The following is a 23,901-nucleotide window of genomic DNA, read 5'->3' on the forward strand; positions in this document are numbered from 1 at the left end:
TTTTGTCCATAACAAAAACCGCCTTGTTTTCACTCACACAAGGCGGCTTTTACCTTTTTTATGCTTGCGGCTGCTCTTTATAATCACATTCTGTGCATTGAATCTGCACGCCTTTTTTCAACTTTTTCTCAACGAGCAGCTTACTGCATTTCGGGCATGGACGCTCAATCGGCTTATCCCATGAAAGAAAATCACATTCTGGGAACCGATCGCATCCATAAAATATACGCCGTTTTTTACTTTTTCTTTCTATTATATTACCCTCTGCACATTTAGGACACTTAACGCCGATTTCTTTTACAATGGCTTTTGTATTTCGACAGTCCGGGAAGTTGCTGCATGCCATAAATTTTCCGAAACGACCCATTTTAAAGACCATTTCATGACCACACTTTTCGCAGTCTTCTCCAGCGGGTTCATCTTTTATTTCAACCTGCTCCATTTCTTTTTCCGCTTTTTCCAGGTGACCTTCAAAGCCTTTATAAAACTCATCAATAACAGCCACCCATTCTTTTATGCCGTCTTCTACATTATCAAGGTCGCGCTCCATTTTCACAGTAAATTCAACATCAATAATGTCTGCAAAAAACTCAACCATTAATTCATGTACAATCGTTCCCAGCTCCGTTGGGACGAAACGCTTGTTGTCCAATGCCACATATCCACGCTTTTGAATTGTGTCAAGGGTTGGTGCATACGTAGATGGACGTCCAATCCCGAGCTCTTCTAGTGTTTTTACAAGTCGAGCTTCTGTATAACGTGGCGGCGGCTGAGTAAAGTGCTGCTTCGGATCGATTTCCTTTGACTGCACTGTGTCGCCTTTTTCAAGATTCGGCAGAAAGTTTTCTTTTTCTTCTTTTGTATCATCTGTGCCTTCTACATATACTTTCATAAAACCGGAAAACTTTACTTTTGAACCCGTTGCCCGGAACATCACATCGCCGTTTACCAGATCCGCGCTGACCGTATCCATTACAGCAGCTGCCATTTGACTAGCAACAAATCGTTCCCATATGAGCTTATAAAGACGGTGCTGATCACGCGAAAGAAAATCTTTTAGCGCTGATGGCTCACGCATCGTACTGGTTGGACGAATCGCTTCGTGAGCATCCTGTGCACCTTTTTTCTTTGCATCGCTTTTTTGCCCTTGCTCTTTCGCATATTCTTTGCCATAGTGAGAAACGATGTACTCCAGGCTTTCGGCCTGAGCCACTTCCGATACGCGTGTTGAATCCGTTCTCATATAGGTGATCAGACCGACAGTGCCTTCCTTGCCAAGATCGATGCCTTCATACAATTGCTGGGCCAGCATCATTGTTTTTTTAGCACGAAAGTTCAATTTGCGGGCGGCTTCCTGCTGAAGAGACGAAGTAGTAAACGCGGCAGCTGGATTTCGACGGCGTTCTTTTTTTGTCACTTCCTGAATGGAAAACTGATTCCCTTCAATGGCAGCCAGTACTTTTTTTACGTCCTCTTCCGAAGTGAGCTTTTCTTTTTTTCCGTTTAATCCATAAAAAGAAGCGCTGAATGTATCCATTCCTTTTGTAAATTCTGCTTCAATTGTCCAATATTCTTCCGGCACGAATACTTTGATTTCATTTTCCCGGTCAATGATAAGCCGGAGCGCAACAGATTGAACGCGGCCGGCACTCAAGCCTTTTTTTACTTTTTTCCATAATAACGGGCTGATATTGTATCCAACAAGCCGGTCAAGAATTCGTCGTGCCTGCTGGGCATCTACCAGATCCATATTAATGGGCCGCGGATGCTTAAAAGATTCTTTGATTGCATCTTTTGTTATTTCATTAAATACTACCCGGCAGTCAGAGGTCGTATCGATATTCAATGAATGGGCCAAATGCCAGGCAATCGCCTCCCCTTCACGATCCGGGTCAGCCGCGAGGTAGATTTTTTTCGCCTTTTTGGCAGCCGTTTTTAATTCTTTTAAAACAGGACCCTTTCCACGGATAGTGATGTATTTTGGATCATAGTTGTTTTCTGTATCTACGCCCATCTGGCTTTTCGGTAAATCCCGAACATGCCCCATCGATGCACGCACTTTGTATTTTTTCCCGAGATAGCGTTCGATTGTCTTCGCTTTCGCCGGGGACTCTACTATTACTAAATAATCTGACATAGGATAAAGCCTCCCCGAGAGGTAAAATGAATAATTAGACATATTATTATGCCGTTATGGTTTGTTTGTCAAACGTTTCTTTTTTTAAGCTGGCATTTTCATTCTCTATTTATTACAAAACAGGACACATTTTGCAAACTGTTCTGTTGCAAAATGTATATGATATGAATCCTAATTGCAACTACTTTCGTGAAAAGTTTTTTTATTCCTGCTTCCATTCTGATAAAATATCATCGGCACAATGAACAATTTTAGCACCGTCTGCAATCAATGCATGAACCCCTTCTGAAAGAGGATGAGTAATTGGTCCTGGTACAGCAAAAACATCTATCCCCTGTTCAAGTGCAAAAGAAGCAGTGATAAGGGAGCCGCTTTTTTTAGCAGCCTGCACGACTAATACTCCTTTTGATAAACCGCTGACAATTCGATTACGGGCTGGAAATTGCCATTTTTCCGGCTTACGGGTCGGTGCGTATTCTGATAAAATAAGACCTTGCCTGGAAATACGACGCGCCAATTGTTTATTTTCTCTTGGGTAGAAATGACTAAAGCCTCCCGCAATAACCGCAATTGTTTTGCCTCCTGCCTGAAGGGCAGCGTCATGGGAAAATGCATCAATTCCTTTTGCCAGGCCGCTGATAATAGAAGTATTTTCTTTTACCAGGCCAGGAATAATCTTTTGAACCGCTTCCCTCCCATACTGATTTGCCTCCCGTGCTCCGACAACTGCAATGATGTTCCGGCTTTTTAAAAGAGACGTGTTTCCCATAGCAAATAAGGCCCAGGGAGGCTGTGGAAGCTTTTTTAGTGATTCGGGATATTGCAGATCAAAAATGGGGATAAAAGTCGTTGAGGATTCCAATAAGAAAGAATAAAGAGAGTCATAGGAAAGAGCTTGAAACTCATCTAAAATGGCTTCTGCTTGTCCAACGGAACGGTTTGTGATGGCGGCAAATTCTGCGGCTGTCATGTGGGAAAGCTGATTTAATCCAGGATCATTTTTTAATAATAAATATTGGTCCTTCCAGCTGATACCCGGACAGTACTGCAGCTTTAAAAGCTGCTTTTCGGTATTGTCCAACTTATTTTCCTCCTTTTGTGCAAGTAAAGAGAGACGCCTGAATCATTCAGGCGTCTTCGTTTTCACTTAATGTGTTTTGCATTCTTCCAAAAGTCCTTGCTGCTCAAGAACTTTAATTAATGTTTCACCCATAACAGATGGTGTTTCCGCTACTTGAATGCCGCATTCGTTCATCACACGGATTTTTTCATCAGCTGTTCCTTTACCGCCTGAAATAATCGCACCGGCGTGGCCCATACGCTTTCCTGGAGGCGCTGTACGTCCGCCGATAAAGCCGACAACTGGTTTAGTCATATTCGCTTTTACCCACTCGGCTGCTTCTTCCTCTGCTGTACCGCCGATTTCACCAATCATAATGACTGCTTTTGTTTCCGGATCTTCATTGAATGCTTTTAAGACATCGATAAAGTCTGTTCCGTTCACCGGGTCACCGCCGATACCGACAGCTGTAGACTGGCCGATTCCTGCTTGTGATAACTGGTGTACAGCTTCGTACGTAAGTGTGCCGGAGCGTGATACAACACCAACATGACCTTTTGTATGGATATACCCTGGCATGATGCCGATTTTGCACTCATCCGGTGTGATTACACCTGGGCAGTTCGGCCCAACAAGACGTGTTTTCTTGCCTTGCATATAACGTTTCACTTTTACCATGTCGAGTACTGGAATATGTTCTGTAATACAAATGGCAAGATCAAGATTTGCGTCAACTGCTTCCAAAATCGCATCTGCTGCGAATGGAGCCGGAACGTAAATAACAGACGCGTTGGCACCTGTTGCCTGCACAGCTTCTTGAAGCGTATTAAATACCGGAACGCCTTCTACTTCTGTGCCGCCCTTACCAGGAGTAACACCGCCAACAATTTTCGTTCCATATTCAAGCATTTGTTTAGTATGGAAAAGGGCGGTAGAGCCCGTGATGCCTTGAACAATTACCTTTGTATCTTTATTAATGAATACACTCATGCCTATACCTGCCTTTCTATTGTCAACATCCTGATTATTTTACGAGACTAACGATCTTTTGCGCGCCATCTGCCATAGAATCTGCTGAAACGATGTCAAGACCTGACTCGTTCAAGATTGCTTTACCGGCATCTACATTCGTACCTTCCAAACGTACAACAAGTGGTACAGACAGGCTTACCTGCTTCGCAGCTTCTACTACACCTGTTGCAATAACGTCACATTTCATAATGCCGCCGAAAATGTTAACGAAAATACCTTTTACGTTTTCATCCGACAAAATAATTTTAAAAGCTTCCGTTACTTTTTCAGCTGTTGCGCCGCCCCCAACATCAAGGAAGTTAGCCGGATCGCCGCCGTAGTGCTTGATAATATCCATCGTTGCCATGGCAAGACCTGCACCATTTACCATACAACCGATATTTCCATCAAGCGCGATGTAGCTGAGGTCATATTTTGATGCTTCGATTTCTTTTTCATCTTCTTCTTCAAGATCACGATATTCTAAAATGTCTTTATGGCGGTATAGAGCATTTGAATCAAAATTCAATTTTGCATCCAGCGCCATTACTTTTCCATCACCTGTTACAACAAGCGGGTTAATTTCAGCAATAGAGCAGTCTTTTTCTACAAACGCAGTGTAAAGACTCATCATAAATTTAACAGCTTGTCCAACAAGCTCTTTCGGAATATTAATATTGAACGCAATGCGGCGTGCCTGGTATGCGCTAAGGCCCGTTACCGGGTCAATATACTCTTTAAAGATCTTTTCCGGTGTTGCTTCGGCTACTTCTTCAATCTCTGTTCCGCCTTCTTCAGATGCCATTAACACAACTTGAGAAGTGGCACGGTCCAAGACTAAGCCAATATAGTATTCTTTTTGAATGTCGCATCCTTCTTCAATAAGAAGGCGCTTTACTTCTTTGCCTTCAGGACCTGTTTGGTGCGTGACTAACACTTTGCCGAGGATTTCTTCTGCATATGTACGTACTTCATCGAGATTCTTTGCGACTTTAACACCGCCCGCTTTTCCACGGCCGCCCGCATGAATCTGTGCTTTGACAACGTTTACTGCTGTGCCAAGTTCTTTTGCTGCTTCAACCGCTTCTTCAACGGAAAACGCAACTTTCCCATTCGGAACGGCAACGCCGTAGCTTCTGAGAACTTCTTTCCCTTGATACTCATGAATATTCATCTTCCAGCCTCCTATCAGTCTCAAAACATAGTCTTTTTGCAAAACAGACTGCGTTTTCATTGTAGAGAAAAATCAGAATTATGTCCAGCCTTTGAACACAAAAAATGCGTTCTTTTTTCAAGAACGGACATTTTTTGCAAAACGCTTACAATGTTTATTTATCAAGGGACTTGTCCAGGCGGTATACAAACGCAAATACTTCAGCAACCGCTTGATATAAATCTTCTGGAATCGCTTCATTTATTTCAAGTTGTCCCAGCAGTTCGACCAGTCCAGGATCTTCCTGGATCGGGATGTTGTTTTCTTTTGCAGAAGCAATAATTTGATCAGCAATGAGTCCTTTTCCCTTCGCTTTTACGATCGGTGCTCCCACCGAGTCTGGATTATAAGAAAGAGCAGCGGCCTGCCGCCGGTTTGGCTGGTTCATATGCGTACATCCACCCCCATATAACGATCATCATCCATAATGCGGGCAAGCGGCGGCTTCTTCTTTTCCACCGCCGCCGGTTCTTTGAACGAAACGCCAGAAAAGCGGTATCCATTTGCTTCAAGTGCCTCCTTCAACGAACCAACAGCCGGGCTGCTTATTTTTTTCAGCAGCGGGCCCGGAATGTCCGCAGCAATATGCAATTGCACAATCCGGTTTTGCACCTGCATATCAATGACCGTTTGTTTTAAACGCGGCATTTCCACATAAAACAATACACGGCAAAAATCAGCATCAATTTTTCCGTCTGCTTTTTTCTTTCCTTCCCACTTGATCGTCACATCGCCCGTAAATTCGCCAAATTGTAGGGGGGACTGCAGCACCAGCTGCTGAACGGGACCGGATTCGGCAGACAAAATATGCTGTGCATTAAGACGGCCAACCATCTGCTCAGCAGCTTCTTTAATCGGGGCTGGCATCGTGTCTGACATAAGCTTGATCAGCTCCTGCTTGACAGTTTGCGGAACGCTTTGGGCATTTTCTTTCGAGGCAAGAACGGCTTCATGATCCACTCCAAGAAAGCGAAATGCGTCACGGAGCGTCGAAATGGCCGACGGTTCTTCAAAAGAAAGCGCATCGGCACCGATCAATACAGCCATTCGTGCCGCTGCCTGGTCAGGAAGAGACACAGCGGCAGAAGAAGCAAGCTGAAGCAAGGATGCTGCCGCTCTCTGGGAAATAGGCTGTCCCGCTTCTAATCCGTCTGCCAGCTTTACGAGCTGCTGCATTAAAGCCGGTCGCTCGGGATGCCCAAGAGGGACGGATAAAGAAAGAGCCTGCTTAAAAGCGGTAACTGCTTTTTCAGACACGGGACTTCCAGTCAGCTGCGACAGGGCTTGTTTAAGCAGCTGGACAGGGCGAAGCTCCGCAGCAGCTTCGTTCAAAGACGACTCAGTGCTTTTGGCAATCCCGGCAAGCAGTGCCTCTCCATTCTGTGCTGCCAGCGAAGGATTTGCAGCCACTGACTGGCCGAGCACCCGAATGGCTGCCGCTTTTTCGGGCGTATCGGTACCTTGCAGCGCTGAAGCTAACTGAATCGCTTTTTCATTGGCTGTGCCTTTAAAAGCAAACGTCTCTGCTGCTTCACCAAGCAGGCGGTCGATCGCTGCGGCGGCCGTTGATTGCTGAAAGCCATTTTGTACGAGTAGTTGCTGTAAAGAACCCAATTTTTCGGTCATCGAGCCTGTTGAACGAGCAGCCAGCAGGGCCTCGAAAACATTTTCTGTTATCGGCAAATGACGGCTCAGCATAAACCGGACTGCTTCTATCCCTTCTGCTCCAGACTTCCCAAGCCATCCCGAGACGGTTTGGATCAAAGATTTTGAAAGAGCTGTTCCGTTTTGAAGCGCTGCTGCTGTAAAAGCCATGTTTTCTTTCGTTGGCTGTAATCCCATTTTTTCAAGCAGGACAGACACTTGATCGACTGGAAGCTTTGCTGCCGGGTTTTCTGCCAGTACACGGAGGGAAACACCCTGCTCCAAAGAAACCACTTGAAACGTATAGCGCTCTCCTGCCTTCAGTGGTGCTTCAAGCTGTGCTGTCAGCTTTTGGCCAAGTGCTGCAATTTCGGCCATTTGTCCGGGTAAAAGCTTGATGGTTTTACCGGAAAAAACATGCCCTTCCTTTAATGTGTCAATCGGGCTGCGCGCCTCCTGCAGCCGCATTCCTTTTTGAAGGGCCTGCCGCCCAATTTCCATACGCCATCACCCTTTATTATCGTATAATCATGTTCTTTATAGGTGCAAATGTCCTGCGGTGCTGCGGTGTTACACCAAATTGCTTTAGTCCTTCAATATGTTCCTGCGTACCGTAACCCATGTTTTTCTCGAAGCCATAACCAGGATACTCTTCTGCATATTGTTTCATCAGACGGTCACGTGTTACTTTGGCAATAATGGATGCCGCTGCAATAGAAGCACTTTTGGCATCCCCTTTTATGATAGATTCCTGGCTGATAGAAACGGGCAGCGTCATCGCGTCTACAAGCAGGTGATCCGGCTGTTTCGGAAGCGACTGCACTGCAAGCAACATGGCTTTTTTGGCAGCCTCATAAATATTAATTTGGTCAATTTCCTCTGCGCTGACGACGCCAATGCCTACAGCTGCTCGTTCCGTTATAAGCGTGAACAGCTCGTTCCGAAGAGATTCCTTTATTTTTTTAGAATCATTTAATCCTTCTGGCAGAAAACCATCAGGTAGGATGCAGGCAGCTGCTACTACAGGCCCGGCAAGAGGGCCTCTACCCGCTTCGTCAATGCCGGCAATACTAAACAGCCCTTGATTTACTGCTTCCCTCTCATAAGCCATCATGCCTTGCAATCGTTCTTGTTCTTCTTTTTTATTTTTGATACGGCGTCTGTATACTTTTAGCGCTGCCTGTACACCGCTTCTTTCATCTTTTTCCCATTCAGTCAGCCGCTTGTCATCTAATTCGTCAATCGCTGCAAGCTGCGCTTTAATTTGGGCAATGGTTTCTTTCATCTTTTTTTACTCCTTATATGTATTATCGACTTTTTTTTCTTTTTTTCCACAAAAAAACGCGAAGGAAATCCTTCACGCTTTTTGTGGCGGAACATCAAATGTAAGCCGGCCAAATTGCATCGTACGCACATCGCGAATGATTACATCCGTTACCTTGTCGTAATCAATACCGCCTCCCGAAGACAGGCAGCCGCGCCGTTCGCCAATTTGTTCAAAAACAGCCGCCATGTCTTCTGGAAGCTCTCTGTAACCATAACGCTCTTGAAGCCGCGACGGATACTCGCTCTCTAAAAAACGAAGCCCCCAAATCGCCACATCCTGTAAGTTCAAGATCGCGTCTTTTATCGCACCTGTCAAAGCCAATTTATAGCCGATTTCCGGGTCTTCGAACTTTGGCCATAAAATACCCGGTGTATCAAGAAGTTCCAAATTTTTAGCGGTTTTAATCCATTGCTGGGCTTTTGTGACACCTGGCATATTGCCGGTTTTAGCAATATTTTTTTTAGCAATCCGGTTAATAAGCGTGGACTTCCCGACATTTGGTATACCAACAATCATCGCTCTCATTGCCCGAGGCTTCATGCCGCGTGCACGCATTCGATCCCATTTTTCTTTTAAAATGCTTTCAGCTGCTTTCACAATTTTATCGAGTCCGTTGCCCGCTTGTGAATTAACTGAAACCGAATCAATGCCTCTTTCTTTAAAATAAGCAATCCACGCTTTTGTCATAACCGGATCTGCCATATCTTCTTTGTTCAGGATCACAAGCCGTGGTTTTTGATTTAATATCTCATCAATCATCGGATTGCGTGAGGACAATGGCAGGCGCGCGTCTACCAGCTCAAATATGATATCAACAAGCTTTAATTTTTCCGTTACCTGCCTTCTTGCTTTGGCCATATGGCCTGGAAACCACTGTATCGTCAAGCCTATACATTCCTTTCAAGTCCGTTTATTCTACAAGATGAATCTGGTCAAATGGCCAGTAGACAAGTCGTGTTTCACCAACAATCTCATCAATTTTAATGGTGCCAATGTGACGACCGTCTTTACTAAACCGCCGGTTATCACCAAGCACAAAAATTTCGCCTTCCGGCACTTTTTCCTCACCCGTAATTTCTTTGAGGGTAAAGTCCGGTGTAAGCGGACCATCCGTTACTTCACTTTTATAATCGTTTAAATAAGGTTCCTCTATCGCTTTCCCGTTAACGTAAAGGACATCATTTTTATATTCAACGGTGTCTCCGGGAAGACCGATTACTCTTTTTATGTAATCTTTCTGTTCTGGTGCGTGAAACACGATGATATCAAAACGATCCGGATCGCCAAGCTTATTAACAATCATCCGGTCCCCGCTTTCAAGTGTCGGCATCATCGAAAGACCGTCGACCACAATCGGCGCAAAAATAAAATAACGGATAAGAGCTGCGAGCCCGACTGCGATCAGCAGTGCTTTTGTCCATTCCCAAAATTCATTTTTTCCTTTAGCCATACTGGCACCACCTTCAGTTCAAGTACACTTATCATATCATGATGCTTGTAAAACCTGAAAGAAAAAGGAGTCTGCAGGCAGACTCCTTTACTCTCTTAATATCTGATTTCTTTAATACGCGCTGCTTTACCGCGTAGGTTACGCAAGTAGTACAATTTCGCACGACGAACTTTACCACGACGCATAACTTCGATTTTCGCGATTTTTGGTGTGTGAAGCGGGAATGCACGCTCAACGCCCACGCCGTAAGAAATCTTGCGGACTGTGAATGTTTCGCTTACGCCGCCACCGCGACGCTTGATTACAACGCCTTCGAATACCTGAATACGCTCACGTGTACCCTCTACAACTTTAACGTGTACACGAACTGTGTCTCCCGGACGGAAAGATGGAAGATCAGTACGAAGCTGCTCTTGTGTCAACTCTTGAATCAATTGGTTCATTGTGTTTTCCTCTCCTTCTAACAAATGTTCATACCCGCGCAATCACGACAGCGGAACACCGTTTTAATGCAGTGTGTTCTTTTGCACACTGACTACTAAATTTTATCATATATTTCACTTGAAATCAACGTTATTTTTCTGATTCCCATAACTTAATTTTCTTTTTATCCTGATCAGTCAGATCCATCAGTGCCAGCAGATCAGGTCGCCGTTCCCAAGTACGCCTAAGTGATTGTTCCTCGCGCCATTCATCAATGTGTTTATGGTTGCCCGATAAAAGAACCTCAGGTACCTTCATGCCTCTAAAATCGGCCGGGCGCGTGTAATGAGGATGTTCGAGCCTGCCAGATGAAAACGAATCCTGCACAGCAGATTGTTCATTTCCTAGCACTCCTGGCAACAAGCGAACGACGCTGTCTGCTACGACCATTGCCCCAAGCTCGCCGCCGGTTAATACATAATCACCGATTGAAATTTCATCGGTTACAAGATGGCGACGGACCCGTTCATCGTATCCTTCATAATGGCCGCATAAAAAAATCAAGTGTGCTTCTTTAGAAAGCTCCTCTGCTTTTTTTTGCGTATACCGTTCTCCCTGCGGACACATTAAAATAATACGCGGCGTTCCTTCCGCTTCTCCTGTCAATGCTTCAACTGCGTCAAAAAGAGGCTGCGGCTTAAGAACCATGCCCGCACCGCCTCCATATGGATAATCATCAACAACTTTGTGCTTTCCTTCTGCATAATCCCGAAAATTAACCGCACGGAAGGATGCTTTGTTTTTGTCCGCTGCTTTTTTCATAATGGATGATGAAAAAACACCTTCAAACATTTCCGGAAATAGTGTCAGTACATCGATTTTCATTCAAGCAGCCCTTCCATTGGCTCGATTACGATCAGCTTTTCGTTTTTATCAATCGATTTAACGACATCAGCAATGTAAGGAATGTAGAATTCTTTGCTTTCACCCTTTACCACCCACACATCATTTGCACCTGGCGTCAGCACTTCTGTCACCCTGCCGATCACTTCACCTGATACCGTTTCAACCCGGCAGCCGACGATTTCATAAAAATAAAATTCCCCTTCATCCAGGTCGCCCAGATGTGTTTCATGCACCTTTAACACGGTTCCTTTGAAAGCTTCAACATCCTCAATAGAAGGGCGCCCCTCAAATGTCAGCAGGTCAAAGTTTTTATGGGTACGGTGCGCAGCGACCGTTACCGGAATTCCTTCTTTGTCCCCTTTTTTAAAAACCGCAAGCTCACTGCCTTTTTTAAAACGCTTTTCTGGAAAATCTGTTTGTGCCAAAACGCGGACTTCGCCTCGCAAACCATGCGTATTCACAATTTTCCCAACATTAAACCATTTGCTCATTTTTTCACTCCTCGGTGCGAATTTCTATAATGACGCCATCTTTTACAACAATCGTGCCGCCAGTTTTACTGTCAAAGCGATCTCCGGCTTTCACCTCGACAACGGATTGAATATCCCGTTCTTTTAATTCTGTCCCAAGTGGGAGCTCATTCAACTGACTTATTTGAAATTCGATCATTTCCAGCTTTTCCTGTCGCTGGTCAATTTCAATTTGAAAACGAGCAGCTGCCTCAGCCTGCTTAGAGCCGCCACGCTCTGCTTTTTTCTTTTCAAATAACAGCTGGGCTGTTTCCCTCTCTAGACGGCGCTTCTGCTGCTCATATGCACGCATACGATTTTGTTTCAGTGATTCCGTTACCACTTGAACGACCGATACGGTTTGTAAAATTTGCATCCCACCGCTCCTTTATATGGAACAAAAATGGCAATTCCCCAAAAGAAGATTCTTTTGGGGAATTGATGTTTCGCAATAGCTTACTTGCTGTATTTAGCATTGTGGAATTTTTCCAAAATGCCTTCTTTTGAGAAAAGGTTGCGAACAGTATCAGATGGTTTCGCACCATCTTGAAGCCATTTAAGCGCAAGCTCTTCATTGATTTTTACTTCTGCTGGCTGAGCAACCGGATTGTATGTTCCGATTGTTTCGATTGAACGGCCATCACGCGGCGCGCGGGCGTCAGCTACTACGATACGATAGAATGGGGATTTTTTTGCACCCATACGTTTTAAACGAATTTTTACTGCCATGCTAATAAGCACCTCCGAAATAGTTTCACACAAGATAGAATCATATCAAATACTTTTAGTGTTGTAAAGTGTTTTTTCTTTACAGATTGCATTCCTTTATTTTTACATAAAAGGAAGCTTAGGCATGCCGCCTTTTTTCTTTCCTTTTTGCTGCATAGAAGACATTTGTTTCATCATTTTTTTCATGTCTTCAAACTGCTTGAGGAGTCGGTTCACTTCCTGGATTGATGTGCCAGACCCGCGAGCAATGCGCTTTCGGCGGCCCGAATTGATAATTTCCGGCTGCTGTTTTTCTGCTGCGGTCATGGAACGGATAATCGCTTCAACACGGCCGATTTGTTTTTCATCAACCTGTATATTGTTTAAGCCTTTCATTTTGTTCGCACCCGGCAGCATCTTTAAAATTTCATCAAGCGGTCCCATGGAACGGACCTGCCCAATCTGATCTAAAAAGTCATCAAATGTAAAGGACATTGTCCGCATTTTTTGCTCAAGCTCTTTTGCTTTTGCTTCGTCCACGTTGGTCTGGGCTTTTTCAATAAGCGACAGCACATCACCCATGCCAAGAATACGGGATGCCATACGCTCTGGATGAAATTGCTCCAGCGCGTCCAGCTTTTCACCCATCCCGACAAACTTAATCGGCTTGCCCGTAACAGCACGAATAGACAGTGCCGCACCGCCGCGCGTATCGCCGTCAAGCTTTGTGAGCACAACGCCTGTGACACCAAGCTGTTCATTAAAGCTTTCGGCTACGTTTACGGCATCTTGACCGGTCATGGAATCTACAACGAGAAAAATTTCTTCCGGGGAAGACAACTCTTTAATTTGTTTTAGCTCGTCCATCAATTCTTCATCAATATGAAGCCGGCCGGCTGTGTCAATAAGAACGTAGTCTAAATGCTCATCTTTTGCCCTTTGGATCGCCTGTCTGGCAATTTCAACCGGGCTTTCCTGGTCACCAAGTGAGAAAACCGGCATGCTAAGCTGTTTGCCAAGCGTTTCAAGCTGTTTGATAGCCGCCGGACGATATACATCTGCCGCAACAAGAAGCGGCTTGCGATTATACTTTTTGCGAAGCAGGTTGGCAAGCTTACCGGTTGTCGTTGTTTTCCCGGCCCCCTGCAGGCCGACCATCATAATCACAGTCGGAGGACGTTTTGCTGTACCAATCCGGCTTTCTTCACCGCCCATTAATTCGGTTAACTCTTCTTTCACCACTTTAATGACCTGCTGGCCCGGTGTTAAGCTTTTCATGACTTCCTGACCGACAGAACGCTCACTGACCTTTTTGACGAATTCCTTGACCACTTTAAAGTTAACATCCGCTTCTAAAAGAGCCAGTCGAACTTCTCGCATCATTTCTTTTACATCGGATTCGGATACTTTTCCTTTGCCACGGATTTTCTGCATTGTTCCCTGCAGCCGTTCGGCCAACCCTTCAAATGCCATCATGCAGTCCCCCTATTCAAGTTCCTCAATTGCCTTAATTATCTTCAGCATCCTTTCATCTGCTCCTGCTTTGAGCTGATCAAGCAATGCCTGGCGCTTTTGGAATTTCTTCAGCAGCATCAACTTTACTTCATATTCTTCAAGCATCGCTTCTGTGCGTTTTATATTATCATAGACCGCCTGGCGGCTCACCTCATATTCTTCGGCGATTTCACCGAGCGAATAATCATCCAGGTAGTATAGGGACATATAGCTGCGCTGTTTGTCGGTCAGAAGCATCTGATAAAAATCATACAGATAATTCATCCGCATTGTTTTCTCAAGCACGGCCGCCCCTCCTTTGTTAAGTGAAAAACCTTTACACTAAATCAGTGTACCTGCTTCGGCTCAGTCTGTCAAGAACGGGAAAAACAGCCGATTATTCGGCTGTTTCAGACTGTAAGAAAATAATTGATAACCGTCACATGAATGGGATAGACCGGCGGCATCCGGGCAGCTCCGCTTTCCATAGGGCAGGCGCTGACCCGGATGCCTCCAAATGGCTTGCGCCAAGAGTGTATAGAGCGAATAAGGTTGTTCTTTTTCTTTTAAAAAAGAGAAAAATGTCTATCCTGTTCTTGACTAATTGAACTTCAACACTACTTAGTGAAGTCTGCCGGACGAAGACTCCTTTGGGAAGTACAGTGAGTCGGGAGATCCCGCAGGCGCAAGTCGAGGAGGCTCCCGCACTGCCTTAGATTGCGCGAAGTCCGGCAGGCTTTACTTATCGGCTTTTGTTCAAAAGCGAAGACTTTGTCTACACACTGAAGAAGCCGATTATTCGGCTCCTTCATCCTCTGATTCTGATTTTTTTTCTTCAAAAGCCTGTGTAAACAACCCATATGCATATTGTTCAGCGTCAAACGGTTGCAGGTCATCCATTTTTTCTCCAAGACCGACAAATTTAACTGGAACGCCAAGCTCCTTGCGGATAGCCAGTACAATACCACCTTTTGCTGTTCCATCAAGCTTTGTTAGGACAATGCCCGATACATCTGTTGCTTCTTTAAATGTTTTCGCTTGAATCAAGGCATTTTGACCCGTTGTAGCATCCACAACAAGTAGAACTTCATGAGGTGCTCCCGGGATTTCCCGCTCAATGACACGCTTTACTTTTTGCAATTCATTCATTAAATTGACTTTGTTTTGAAGGCGGCCGGCCGTGTCGCACAGCAGCACATCCACATTCCGTGATTTGGCAGCACGCACTGCATCATACATAACAGCAGCCGGGTCTGAGCCTTCTCCCTGCTTAATCACATCTACACCTGTTCGTTCTCCCCACACCTCAAGCTGTTCAATCGCCCCAGCGCGGAACGTATCACCGGCTGCGAGCATCACTTTTTTGCCGTCTTCTTTAAATTGATGAGCAAGCTTGCCGATCGTTGTTGTTTTTCCAACCCCATTGACGCCGACAAACAAAATGACCGTTAAGCCGTTTTCCTGCAGATTCAGCTCTGGAGATGCTTCGTGATCACCCATATAAATATCCACAAATTTTTCTGTGATGATTTCGCGGATTGCTTCTGGTTCGTTTGTGTTTTGACGCTTTACTTCCATTTTCAATTCATCAATGAGCTCCATCACCGTATCAAAGCCAACATCCGCTCCGATCAATATTTCTTCAAGCTCTTCAAAAAAGTCTTCATCAATTTTGCGGTAGCGGGCAAATAGATTATTCATTTTTTCCGAAAAGCCGGAACGCGTTTTTTTCAACCCTTCTGTATACTTTTCGGTTGCTTGCTCCTGCTCCTGAGAGCCTGAAAATTTTTCTTTTAATTTTTTAAAAAAGCTCATTTCTTTTCATCCTTTCTTTCATGGCGTCACAGCCGCTTCTTCAAGCCTCACTGAAACAAGGCTTGTTACACCTGATTCCTGCATGGCAACACCGTAGAGGGCATCCGCTTCTTCCATCGTCTGTTTCCGGTGCGTGATAACAATAAACTGCGTGTCTTCGCTGAACTCTTTTAAATACCGACTGAACCTGTGTACGTTTGCTTCATCGAGTGCCGCCTCTACCTCATCTAAAATGCAAAACGGTACTGGGCGCACACGCAAAATCGCGAATAAAAGCGCAATGGCTGTGAGTGCACGTTCTCCGCCGGACAAAAGGCTTAAATGCTGCAGCTTTTTTCCTGGCGGCATAGCCGAAATATCCACACCGGCATTTAAAATATCTTTTGGATCGGTCAATTTTAATTCAGCGCGCCCCCCGCCAAACAGCTGTACAAAGGCCGGCTGAAATTCTGCTTTAATCGCTTCAAAGGTTTCAGAAAAACGGCGTGTCATTTCAACATCCATTTCATTCATCACATCACGAAGAGTCGATTTTGCTTCTTCTAGATCTTCTTTTTGACCGCGCAAAAATGATACGCGTTCGAAAGTGATTTCATACTCTTCAATAGCGCCAAGGTTCACATCGCCTAGTTCATCAATCGCTTTTTTAATAAGCCGGATATGCCGTCGGGATTCCTCAATCGGACGAACTAACGGATACAGCCGCTGTGCTTCTTCAAAGGTCAAGCTGTACTGTTCATTCAGCTTTTGCAGCCACGTGTCAATCTCCACTTCTAAACGTGCAATGGCTACATCATGCCCACGCACTGACTCCGTTAATCCTTTTAACAGGCGGCGCGATTCCTGCAGAGAAGCGGTTTGCGCTTCAAGCCCCTGTGCTTTTTGGGCTCTTTCCTTTTTAAGCAATTCCAGCCCCTTTATAAGCTTTTCTTTTTTGGCAGCCTGCTCTTCGGCTTCCTGCGCCAATGTGATCCCCGTTGAACCGCTGTTTGAACGCTCTGATTTTATAAAATCCTGTTCTTCCTCAAGCTGCTTCACTTGCTTTTGAACATCTTTCCATTCGGTGCTGAGCCGCTGTTCCTGCTGGCTGTTATAAGCCAGCTGTTCTTCAAGCACAGCAATTTGCGGCCGAAGCGTATGCAGCTCTTCTGCCAGCTGGCCCCGCTTTGACGAAGCGGTTTTTTGCTCCCTTTCAATGGAAGCGATTTGAGCATCCAGCTGTTTAATGAGCTGCTGCTTTTCGGCTAAAAGGTGTGATGCTTCCTTTTCGCGCTTATAAAGCCGCTCCTGCTCTTCCTGAAACTCTTTTTTTTCAGCATCATATACAGCCAGCCGGTCATTAATCGACTGTTCATTAAAGGACCATTCCAGCTGCTGGTTTTTCGCTTCCTGAAGACCCTGGCGGTACAGTTCACCTGTTTCCTCAAGACGGCTGACTGAACGATCGCACTCGGCAGCACGGTCTTGCAGCGCTTTTACTTCTCTTTCAGCCTGCGCCGTTTTTTGCTCCATTTGTACAATTTGGGAACTTAAAGAGTCCAGTTCATTTTTGCGCCCAAGCAGGGACGCGCCTGTTTTTTTCACAGAGCCGCCCGTCATCGAGCCGCCCGCATTTACTACATCCCCTTCAACCGTGACAACACGGTAACGGTGGTTGATTCTACGCGCTATATGATTGGCTCTTTCCAAAGAATCCGCTACCAGTACATTTCCAAGCAAATGACGCGCTACCTGTGCGTACCGCTCTTCATACTCGGTCAGTTCTGCTGCTGTCCCAAGAAAACCATCCTCATGGCGTACAAGGCCCAATGTATGATCAGGGATCACTTTTTCTTTAACCGTCGATAGGGGCAAAAAGGTCGCCCGGCCGAATTTGTGCTGCTTTAAGAACGCAATCGCTTTGCGGGCGGCTGCTTCGTCTTCTACAATAATATGCTGAAGCGCCCCTCCAAGAGCTGTTTCAATGGCGAGTTCATATTGTTTAGGCACCCGGATCAACTGAGCAGCTGCGCCGATCACGCCTGGCAGCCGGCCGTCTTTTTCCTTCAGCACTTCTTTAACGCCTGAGAAAAAGCCTGAATAGTCTTCTTCCATAGAAGTTAAAAGGTCACGGCGGGAGGATGCCTCCTGCAGAATTTGGTACGCTTTGTACAGTGCATTTCGTTTTTTTTCCAGCTTTTCTTTTACACTGTCGCGTTCTTTTTTTGCTTCGCGATATGCAGTAGTATGCTCATTAAGCTGTTGTTCTGCCCTGAAACGAGCCTGCTCGATTTGCTCCTGTTCTTTTTGAAGAGCAGCCCGCTCAGAAAGGTATTGGTCATTGTTCCCGCCGAGCCGTTCAAATCGGGCTGTTAATCGCTCAAGCTGCCGGCCGATTTCAGCTAGTTCGTTTTTCGCCGCTGCTTCTTTGCTTAAATGATCAATATAATCGGCTTTAAGAGATTCCAGTACCTCCTCGCCATTTTGTGAGGCGGCACGCAGCAATGCTTCTTTTTCGGCCGCTTCTTTCGTTAACGAGGCCAGCGCTTGTTTTTTAACTTCGGATTGCGTTTTCACTTCCGCCAATGCTTTTTTTAATGCTCTTTCTTTTTCCTGGGCCTCTTGTATGGATTTCACGAGCTTTTCTTCATTGTAAGAAGCATTTTTCTGACGCTCGTCCATTAAACGCCTTTTTCCCTCGATTTTCTCAAGTGATTCCACAATATTCATTAATGTTTCCTGCGTGGATTCTTCCCGGACAGCCAGCTTTTTTAATTCCTGCTCAACTGCACGGATACTCGATTCGGCTTTCTCTGCCTCTTTGCTAAAGTAAGCAATCTGCTCCTCCTGATGCTCCCTGTCTTTTTTCCGCTCTTCCCATTCAGCATGAGACTCGGCAAGATCATAAGCCCAGACTGATACTTCTACTTCCTTTAATTCTTCTCTTTTTTCCAGAAAATCTTTGGCTGCCGCCGCTTGAATTTCAAGCGGCTCTACCCGCTGTTCCAATTCGAACAAAATATCCTGGATGCGGCTGAGGTTTTCTTCTGTTTCAGCAAGCTTTGTCTCTGCCTGCTTTTTGCGGGTTTTGTACTTTAAGACACCGGCTGCTTCTTCAAATATGGAACGGCGTTCTTCCGGACGGCTGTTTAAAATTTCGTCAACCCGGCCCTGTCCAATGATAGAAAATGCACCGCGTCCGAGGCCTGAATCCATAAACAGCTCGATAATGTCTTTTAGCCGGCAGCTTTGCTTGTTAATAAAAAATCCGCTGTCGCCATTTCGGTTTACGCGGCGTGTGATGCTGACTTCACTGTAATCAAGCGGAAGCGCCCCGTCCCGGTTATCGAGTGTAATGGTCACGTCCGCTTCATTCAGCCGCCTTCTTGAATCACTTCCCGAAAAGATGACATCCTCCATTTTTCCGCCACGCAAGTTTTTAGCAGACTGTTCACCAAGCACCCAGCGAATCGCTTCTGTAATATTACTTTTGCCTGAACCATTCGGCCCAACTACAGCTGTGACACCGGGCATAAAATCGATGGTTACTTTCCCTGCAAATGATTTAAATCCCGCTATATCAAGCTTTTTCAGGATCATATTTCTCCACCTGTCTTCTACTTCGATTGTTTTACCTGCTCAAGCGCCATACGCGCTGCAAATTGTTCAGCTTCTTTTTTAGACCGGCCGCTGCCTGTACCGAGTACGGTCCCATTTAGGGATACCTCAGTAATAAATTCCTTGTTGTGGGCTGGTCCTTTTTCTTCTAATATCCGGTAGGAAGGCGCGCCTTTTAACTCACGCTGTACAAATTCCTGAAGCTGGCTTTTAAAGTCCATCACATGTGAAAAAGCACCAGCGCTAATTTTTGGAAAAACAATCTTCTCTAAAAACGGAATAACTGCTTCCATTCCCTGGTCCAGATAAAGAGCACCAATATAAGCTTCAAAAACGTCGGCAAGCAGAGCTGGACGCATTCTTCCGCCTGTCATTTCTTCCCCTTTGCCAAGTAAAATAAGCCGGCCAAATTCAAGCTCATTTGCAAATGTAACGAGCGACGGCTCACACACAACAGCGGCACGAAGCTTCGTTAATTCTCCCTCTGACATAACTGGATATGTTTTATATAAAAACTGTGAAACTGTCAGTTCTAATACAGCATCGCCTAAAAATTCCAGACGCTCATTGTCCTCGTATGGTTTTCTTCTGTGCTCGTTCACATAAGAAGAATGGGTAAAGGCCTGCTTTAGGAGCGATTCGTCTCGAAATTGAACGCCCATTTTTTCCTGGAATTCTTTAAACTCCTTCTTTTTTCGTTCCGAATAACGCTGCTCCTGATTTGTTTTTTTCATTCTCGTTCCTCCGCAATGTTAAAGTGCACACAAAAATAGTTTAGCCGAAAAAAATGCATAGCGCAAAACAATTCAAAGCGCAGGGCACCCGTTTATTGACGACCATCATAAGGCGAGTCCTGCCGGAGACGTTTTCTGCCTTTAGAAGAGCTTGGCTCGTGACCTCGGGCTGATAGCGCCCGGAGCCCGACAAAAAAATTAAAAAAGCAGACCCGCATTATCGGGCCTGCCATTAAAGGACGATTAGTTTTTGCTGTTTATGTATGTTACAGCGTCGCCTACCGTCGTAATATTTTCCGCGTCATCATCGGAAATTTCCATATCGAATTCATCTTCAAGCTCCATTACAAGCTCAACTACGTCTAGAGAATCCGCACCAAGATCTTCCTTGAATTTTGCATCAAGATTGATTTGTGATTCTTCTACACCTAGACGATCAACGATAATTTTCGTTACACGTTCTAATACATCTGCCACAATACTCACCTCCCCTCAAGTATTATAGACGATTCACACCGTCAAAACACGCTTTTTCTTACATTGCCATGCCGCCGTCTACACCAAGCACCTGTCCGGTAATGTATTTCGCACCATCACCGGCTAAAAATGCAGCCGCAGCAGCAATATCGGCTGTATCGCCAAGTGTGCCAAGCGGAATTTGGCTGATCAGCTGCTCTTTTGCTTCTGCCGGCAGCTCATCCGTCATGTCAGTTGTAATAAATCCTGGCGCAATGGCATTTACTGTAATACCGCGTGGTGCAAGCTCACGGGCGGATGCTTTTGTTAACCCAATAACCCCTGCTTTCGCTGCTGTATAATTTGCCTGTCCAGCGTTGCCTATTCGGCCGACAACCGAGGAGATATTAATGATTCGACCGCTTCTTTGCTTCATCATCTGGCGTGTGACCGCTTTTGTGCAAAGAAATACACCTTTTAAATTGGTGTTAATAACCTCGTCCCACTCCTGCTCTTTCATGCGCATCATCAGGTTATCACGCGTAATGCCTGCATTGTTCACTAAAATATCAAGGCGGCCAAATTGGTCGACCGTTTCTTTTACCATGGCTCCAACCGCTTCACTGTCAGAAATATCACATTGCACGATAAAAGAGCGTCGGCCCATTGCAGTTATTTCATCCGCTGTTTCTTTCGCTCTTTGTTCGCTTCCTGCATAGTTCACAACCACGTCAGCACCTAAGCGGGCAAGCTCAAGCGCGATCGCCCTGCCAATTCCGCGGGATGCTCCTGTAACAAGAGCCGTTTTCCCTTCCAGGTTCATTGTTCTTCCTCCTTTAGCGCTGTCGCTGCTTTTACAATGGATTCTTCATCGTTCACCGCAAACGTGCGGACACGGCGGTTTACTTTTTTAATTAAGCCGGATAAAACCGTACCTGAACCAATTTCAACAAACGTATCCACTCCTGCATCGAGCATCGCCTGCACGCTGTCTTCCCATAAAACAGGTGAATACAGCTGTTTAACAAGGTTTTCTTTAATCGCTTCCGCTTCTGTTACTGGCTGTGCATCTACGTTGGCAATAACCGGTACGCGGCTTGACTGGATATTGGCTTTTTCGAGCACTGTGCGCAGCTTTTCAGCAGCCGGCTCCATAAGCGGCGAATGAAAGGGACCACTCACATTCAGCGGGATCACTCTTTTGGCACCTTTTTCTTTTAAAAGGGCGGATGCCTGCTCCACACCTTCTTTTGCTCCCGAGATCACAATTTGCCCCGGGCAGTTGAAGTTAGCAGCAGCAACGATGTGGCCGTTTGCGGTAACTTCTGCAACGGCTGCTTCGAGCTCAGCACGATCCATGCCAAGCACGGCTGCCATCGCGCCTTCTCCAGCCGGCACGGCCGCTTCCATTAAATTACCGCGCTCATGAACGGCCCAGACTGCGTCTTCGTATGTAATAGCTCCTGCAGCAGCCAGGGCGGAATATTCTCCAAGGCTGTGTCCGGCTGTAAAGTCCGGTACAATTCCTTCTTCCTCAAAGCGTTTTAAAACAGCCATGCTGTGAGCTAAAAGAGCAGGCTGTGCGTTTGACGTAAGCGTCAGCTTTTCTTCTGGCCCATTGAACATAATGTCCGTTAGCGAATAGCCGAGACGCTCGTCTGCCTGCTGAAGCATTTCCTTGATAGAAGCATGCTGATCAGCGAGTGATTTGCCCATTCCAACAGTCTGGGAGCCTTGTCCCGGAAATACAAATGCGATTTTCCCCATTGATAATATCATTCCTTCCCAGTGGCAATTTGTGATTCAATAATGGCCGGTACATTCGCCTGGGCCATTTTGTAAGCTTGTTCGATTGCGTGATAAAAGGCGTTGGCATCGGATGAACCGTGCGCTTTGATTACCGGAGCTTTTAGACCAAACAAACCGGCTCCTCCGTACTCTGTATAATCCATTTTTGCTTTTAAGCCGAGAAGCTCATTTTTTAGCAGCAGCGCACCTAATTTAGATTTAGTAGATGCAGTCAAAGCGGTTTTTAACATTGAAAAAATAGATAATGCGCTGCCTTCAATTGTTTTTAAAACCATATTGCCGGTAAAGCCGTCTGTGACGACAACATCCGCTGCACCATTTAAAAGCTCGCGGGATTCAACATTACCGATAAAGTTCAAATCAGCCGCTTCGCTTAATAGTTTGTATGCCGCTTTTGTTAAATCATTCCCCTTTTTTTCTTCCGTCCCGATATTTAAAAGTCCTACACGAGGTTTAGAAATCCCCCGCACTTTTTCCGCATAAACAGACCCCATTACGGCGTACTGCAAAAGGTGCTCCGGCTTTGCATCTGAATTGGCACCGGCATCAAGCAAAACAAAGCCTTTGCCGTCAATTGTCGGAAGTGTCGGAGCCAGTGCCGGACGTTCTACTCCGTCAATACGGCCCACTACAAACAATCCTGCAGCCATAAGCGCACCTGTGTTGCCTGCTGATACACATGCTGCTGCTTCATTAGCTGCTACTGCTTCTGCCATTAACACGAGCGAGGATTGTTTTTTCCGACGAACAGCGCGTACCGGCTCATCCGTCCCCAGAATCACATCGGATGCATGAACGATCCTCGCCCGGCTGTTATTTTCTAGATATGGACGGATTTTTTCTTCATCTCCATAAAGTGTAACGTCAAGCTCCGGCATTTCTTTTAACGCCCGGTTCACACCTAAAATAATTTGCTCCGGTGCGTGATCACCGCCCATTGCATCAATTGCGAGTTTCATCTATTTCCTCCTTTTCTGCAGATGGTGCACGAAACATCGAGAACTCTCCACGAAATACAAGGTCACTGCCGACAAAGCTAGATACATCTACAATAGTTCGTCCTTTTTGAGAACGAACAACCTTTGCTTTGGCAATGACGCGGCTGTTTTCTTTGACCGGCTGCGTAAAACGAATGTCTGCTTTGCCTGTCAGAGCCATTTCATCGTTTATCACAGCTACAGCTAAAGAATTCGCCTGCGCAAATAAATGGTGGCCGCGTGCGATTCCGTTTCGCTTGAAAACATGCTCTTTTTTCACATCAAAAATAGAAATAGCGCTTTTATCCAGTTCAATATCAATAATATCACCAATTACTTCTTCAATCGGCAGTGAACGAACTTCATCCTGCATATTTTTTTCTGCTACATATTTGATGCGTTCTCTCAGTTCCGGGATAGACAGTTCCATCCGGTCAAGCCGAATTGTTTGAACGCTTACGCTGAATTCCTGCGCCAGTTCTTCATCGGTCACAAACGGATTTTCTTCAATGGTTTGTTTTAGAAGCTCCTGGCGTTCTTTTTTTGATCGTCTCATCTCTTATCCCACCATCCGATATTAGGACTAGGTACTAAAAAACAGTATAAAGATAACAAAAAAAGAATGCAAGGG

At 45.5% G+C, this 23,901-nt stretch carries 24 protein-coding genes; all 24 read right to left on the bottom strand.

Going from position 1 to position 23,901, the window contains the following annotated elements:
- Window positions 1–58 precede the first annotated feature (58 nt).
- Window positions 59–2,137 carry a type I DNA topoisomerase gene (gene topA, locus VP97_RS09070; RefSeq protein ID WP_050181465.1) on the bottom strand — a complete coding sequence of 693 codons (2,079 nt, stop codon included), beginning with the start codon at window positions 2,135–2,137 and terminating at the stop codon, window positions 59–61.
- 202 nt (window positions 2,138–2,339) lie between these two features.
- A complete protein-coding gene (gene dprA / locus VP97_RS09075) occupies window positions 2,340–3,218 on the bottom strand; it encodes a DNA-processing protein DprA (RefSeq protein ID WP_050181466.1) in 879 nt (292 codons plus the stop codon).
- A 66-nt stretch (window positions 3,219–3,284) separates the two neighbouring features.
- Entirely contained in the window at window positions 3,285–4,187 is a 903-nt protein-coding gene (gene sucD / locus VP97_RS09080) for a succinate--CoA ligase subunit alpha (protein WP_050181467.1), read from the bottom strand.
- Between the two features lie 34 nt (window positions 4,188–4,221).
- The gene (sucC, locus tag VP97_RS09085; RefSeq protein ID WP_050181468.1) at window positions 4,222–5,382 is read right to left on the bottom strand and encodes an ADP-forming succinate--CoA ligase subunit beta; all 1,161 of its coding nucleotides are present in this window, start codon (window positions 5,380–5,382) and stop codon (window positions 4,222–4,224) included.
- Between the two features lie 154 nt (window positions 5,383–5,536).
- Window positions 5,537–5,809: an EscU/YscU/HrcU family type III secretion system export apparatus switch protein gene (locus VP97_RS09090; RefSeq protein WP_050181469.1), complete on the bottom strand. Its 273-nt coding sequence runs from the start codon at window positions 5,807–5,809 to the stop codon at window positions 5,537–5,539.
- Window positions 5,806–7,566, bottom strand: a complete 1,761-nt coding sequence (locus VP97_RS09095) for a hypothetical protein (protein ID WP_050181470.1) — start codon at window positions 7,564–7,566, stop codon at window positions 5,806–5,808. Before VP97_RS09095 ends, VP97_RS09090 begins: the two co-directional genes overlap by 4 nt.
- A 16-nt stretch (window positions 7,567–7,582) precedes the next feature.
- Window positions 7,583–8,350: a ribonuclease HII gene (locus VP97_RS09100; RefSeq protein WP_050181471.1), complete on the bottom strand. Its 768-nt coding sequence runs from the start codon at window positions 8,348–8,350 to the stop codon at window positions 7,583–7,585.
- A gap of 72 nt (window positions 8,351–8,422) precedes the next feature.
- Complete coding sequence (gene ylqF / locus VP97_RS09105) at window positions 8,423–9,277, bottom strand: ribosome biogenesis GTPase YlqF (protein WP_050181472.1); 855 nt, start codon at window positions 9,275–9,277, stop codon at window positions 8,423–8,425.
- A gap of 25 nt (window positions 9,278–9,302) precedes the next feature.
- Entirely contained in the window at window positions 9,303–9,842 is a 540-nt protein-coding gene (gene lepB, locus VP97_RS09110) for a signal peptidase I (protein WP_050181473.1), read from the bottom strand.
- Window positions 9,843–9,937: 95 nt separating this feature from the next.
- A complete protein-coding gene (gene rplS, locus VP97_RS09115) occupies window positions 9,938–10,285 on the bottom strand; it encodes a 50S ribosomal protein L19 (protein ID WP_050181474.1) in 348 nt (115 codons plus the stop codon).
- Window positions 10,286–10,415: 130 nt separating this feature from the next.
- The gene (trmD, locus tag VP97_RS09120) at window positions 10,416–11,150 is read right to left on the bottom strand and encodes a tRNA (guanosine(37)-N1)-methyltransferase TrmD (protein WP_050181475.1); all 735 of its coding nucleotides are present in this window, start codon (window positions 11,148–11,150) and stop codon (window positions 10,416–10,418) included.
- Entirely contained in the window at window positions 11,147–11,662 is a 516-nt protein-coding gene (rimM, locus tag VP97_RS09125; RefSeq protein WP_050181476.1) for a ribosome maturation factor RimM, read from the bottom strand. Before rimM ends, trmD begins: the two co-directional genes overlap by 4 nt.
- 4 nt (window positions 11,663–11,666) lie before the next feature.
- The gene (locus VP97_RS09130; protein WP_050181477.1) at window positions 11,667–12,056 is read right to left on the bottom strand and encodes a YlqD family protein; all 390 of its coding nucleotides are present in this window, start codon (window positions 12,054–12,056) and stop codon (window positions 11,667–11,669) included.
- An 80-nt stretch (window positions 12,057–12,136) separates the two neighbouring features.
- A complete protein-coding gene (gene rpsP, locus VP97_RS09135) occupies window positions 12,137–12,409 on the bottom strand; it encodes a 30S ribosomal protein S16 (RefSeq protein ID WP_046175080.1) in 273 nt (90 codons plus the stop codon).
- A gap of 102 nt (window positions 12,410–12,511) precedes the next feature.
- Window positions 12,512–13,861, bottom strand: coding sequence for a signal recognition particle protein (gene ffh, locus VP97_RS09140; RefSeq protein WP_050181478.1), 1,350 nt, complete (start codon window positions 13,859–13,861; stop codon window positions 12,512–12,514).
- A gap of 12 nt (window positions 13,862–13,873) precedes the next feature.
- Window positions 13,874–14,188: a putative DNA-binding protein gene (locus tag VP97_RS09145; RefSeq protein ID WP_050181479.1), complete on the bottom strand. Its 315-nt coding sequence runs from the start codon at window positions 14,186–14,188 to the stop codon at window positions 13,874–13,876.
- A 489-nt stretch (window positions 14,189–14,677) separates the two neighbouring features.
- Window positions 14,678–15,697, bottom strand: coding sequence for a signal recognition particle-docking protein FtsY (gene ftsY, locus VP97_RS09150; RefSeq protein WP_050181480.1), 1,020 nt, complete (start codon window positions 15,695–15,697; stop codon window positions 14,678–14,680).
- 18 nt (window positions 15,698–15,715) lie between these two features.
- Window positions 15,716–19,276, bottom strand: a complete 3,561-nt coding sequence (gene smc, locus VP97_RS09155) for a chromosome segregation protein SMC (protein ID WP_050181481.1) — start codon at window positions 19,274–19,276, stop codon at window positions 15,716–15,718.
- A 17-nt stretch (window positions 19,277–19,293) separates the two neighbouring features.
- Window positions 19,294–20,028 (bottom strand): ribonuclease III, encoded by a 735-nt coding sequence (gene rnc / locus VP97_RS09160; RefSeq protein ID WP_050181482.1) that lies wholly within the window; start codon window positions 20,026–20,028, stop codon window positions 19,294–19,296.
- Between the two features lie 243 nt (window positions 20,029–20,271).
- Window positions 20,272–20,505, bottom strand: coding sequence for an acyl carrier protein (acpP, locus tag VP97_RS09165; protein ID WP_045850123.1), 234 nt, complete (start codon window positions 20,503–20,505; stop codon window positions 20,272–20,274).
- A gap of 58 nt (window positions 20,506–20,563) precedes the next feature.
- Entirely contained in the window at window positions 20,564–21,307 is a 744-nt protein-coding gene (fabG, locus tag VP97_RS09170; RefSeq protein WP_050181483.1) for a 3-oxoacyl-[acyl-carrier-protein] reductase, read from the bottom strand.
- Window positions 21,304–22,251, bottom strand: coding sequence for an ACP S-malonyltransferase (gene fabD / locus VP97_RS09175; protein WP_050181484.1), 948 nt, complete (start codon window positions 22,249–22,251; stop codon window positions 21,304–21,306). The genes fabG and fabD overlap by 4 nt, the downstream gene beginning before the upstream one ends.
- Window positions 22,252–22,259: 8 nt before the next feature.
- A complete protein-coding gene (gene plsX / locus VP97_RS09180) occupies window positions 22,260–23,252 on the bottom strand; it encodes a phosphate acyltransferase PlsX (protein ID WP_050181485.1) in 993 nt (330 codons plus the stop codon).
- Entirely contained in the window at window positions 23,236–23,826 is a 591-nt protein-coding gene (gene fapR / locus VP97_RS09185) for a transcription factor FapR (protein WP_050181486.1), read from the bottom strand. Before fapR ends, plsX begins: the two co-directional genes overlap by 17 nt.
- Between the last annotated feature and the right edge of the window lie 75 nt (window positions 23,827–23,901).

The organism is Domibacillus robiginosus, from assembly GCF_000966195.1.
In the GTDB taxonomy this organism is placed as follows: domain Bacteria; phylum Bacillota; class Bacilli; order Bacillales; family Domibacillaceae; genus Domibacillus; species Domibacillus robiginosus.

Coding starts and splice junctions, on each gene's coding strand:
- topA (WP_050181465.1), bottom strand. CDS start 2,137: ATGTCAGATTATTTAGTAATAGTAGAGTCCCCGGCGAAAGCGAAGACA.
- sucD (WP_050181467.1), bottom strand. CDS start 4,187: ATGAGTGTATTCATTAATAAAGATACAAAGGTAATTGTTCAAGGCATC.
- sucC (WP_050181468.1), bottom strand. CDS start 5,382: ATGAATATTCATGAGTATCAAGGGAAAGAAGTTCTCAGAAGCTACGGC.
- VP97_RS09090 (WP_050181469.1), bottom strand. CDS start 5,809: ATGAACCAGCCAAACCGGCGGCAGGCCGCTGCTCTTTCTTATAATCCA.
- VP97_RS09095 (WP_050181470.1), bottom strand. CDS start 7,566: ATGGAAATTGGGCGGCAGGCCCTTCAAAAAGGAATGCGGCTGCAGGAG.
- VP97_RS09100 (WP_050181471.1), bottom strand. CDS start 8,350: ATGAAAGAAACCATTGCCCAAATTAAAGCGCAGCTTGCAGCGATTGAC.
- lepB (WP_050181473.1), bottom strand. CDS start 9,842: ATGGCTAAAGGAAAAAATGAATTTTGGGAATGGACAAAAGCACTGCTG.
- rplS (WP_050181474.1), bottom strand. CDS start 10,285: ATGAACCAATTGATTCAAGAGTTGACACAAGAGCAGCTTCGTACTGAT.
- trmD (WP_050181475.1), bottom strand. CDS start 11,150: ATGAAAATCGATGTACTGACACTATTTCCGGAAATGTTTGAAGGTGTT.
- rimM (WP_050181476.1), bottom strand. CDS start 11,662: ATGAGCAAATGGTTTAATGTTGGGAAAATTGTGAATACGCATGGTTTG.
- VP97_RS09130 (WP_050181477.1), bottom strand. CDS start 12,056: ATGCAAATTTTACAAACCGTATCGGTCGTTCAAGTGGTAACGGAATCA.
- rpsP (WP_046175080.1), bottom strand. CDS start 12,409: ATGGCAGTAAAAATTCGTTTAAAACGTATGGGTGCAAAAAAATCCCCA.
- ffh (WP_050181478.1), bottom strand. CDS start 13,861: ATGGCATTTGAAGGGTTGGCCGAACGGCTGCAGGGAACAATGCAGAAA.
- ftsY (WP_050181480.1), bottom strand. CDS start 15,697: ATGAGCTTTTTTAAAAAATTAAAAGAAAAATTTTCAGGCTCTCAGGAG.
- smc (WP_050181481.1), bottom strand. CDS start 19,276: ATGATCCTGAAAAAGCTTGATATAGCGGGATTTAAATCATTTGCAGGG.
- rnc (WP_050181482.1), bottom strand. CDS start 20,028: ATGAAAAAAACAAATCAGGAGCAGCGTTATTCGGAACGAAAAAAGAAG.
- fabG (WP_050181483.1), bottom strand. CDS start 21,307: ATGAACCTGGAAGGGAAAACGGCTCTTGTTACAGGAGCATCCCGCGGA.
- fabD (WP_050181484.1), bottom strand. CDS start 22,251: ATGGGGAAAATCGCATTTGTATTTCCGGGACAAGGCTCCCAGACTGTT.
- plsX (WP_050181485.1), bottom strand. CDS start 23,252: ATGAAACTCGCAATTGATGCAATGGGCGGTGATCACGCACCGGAGCAA.
- fapR (WP_050181486.1), bottom strand. CDS start 23,826: ATGAGACGATCAAAAAAAGAACGCCAGGAGCTTCTAAAACAAACCATT.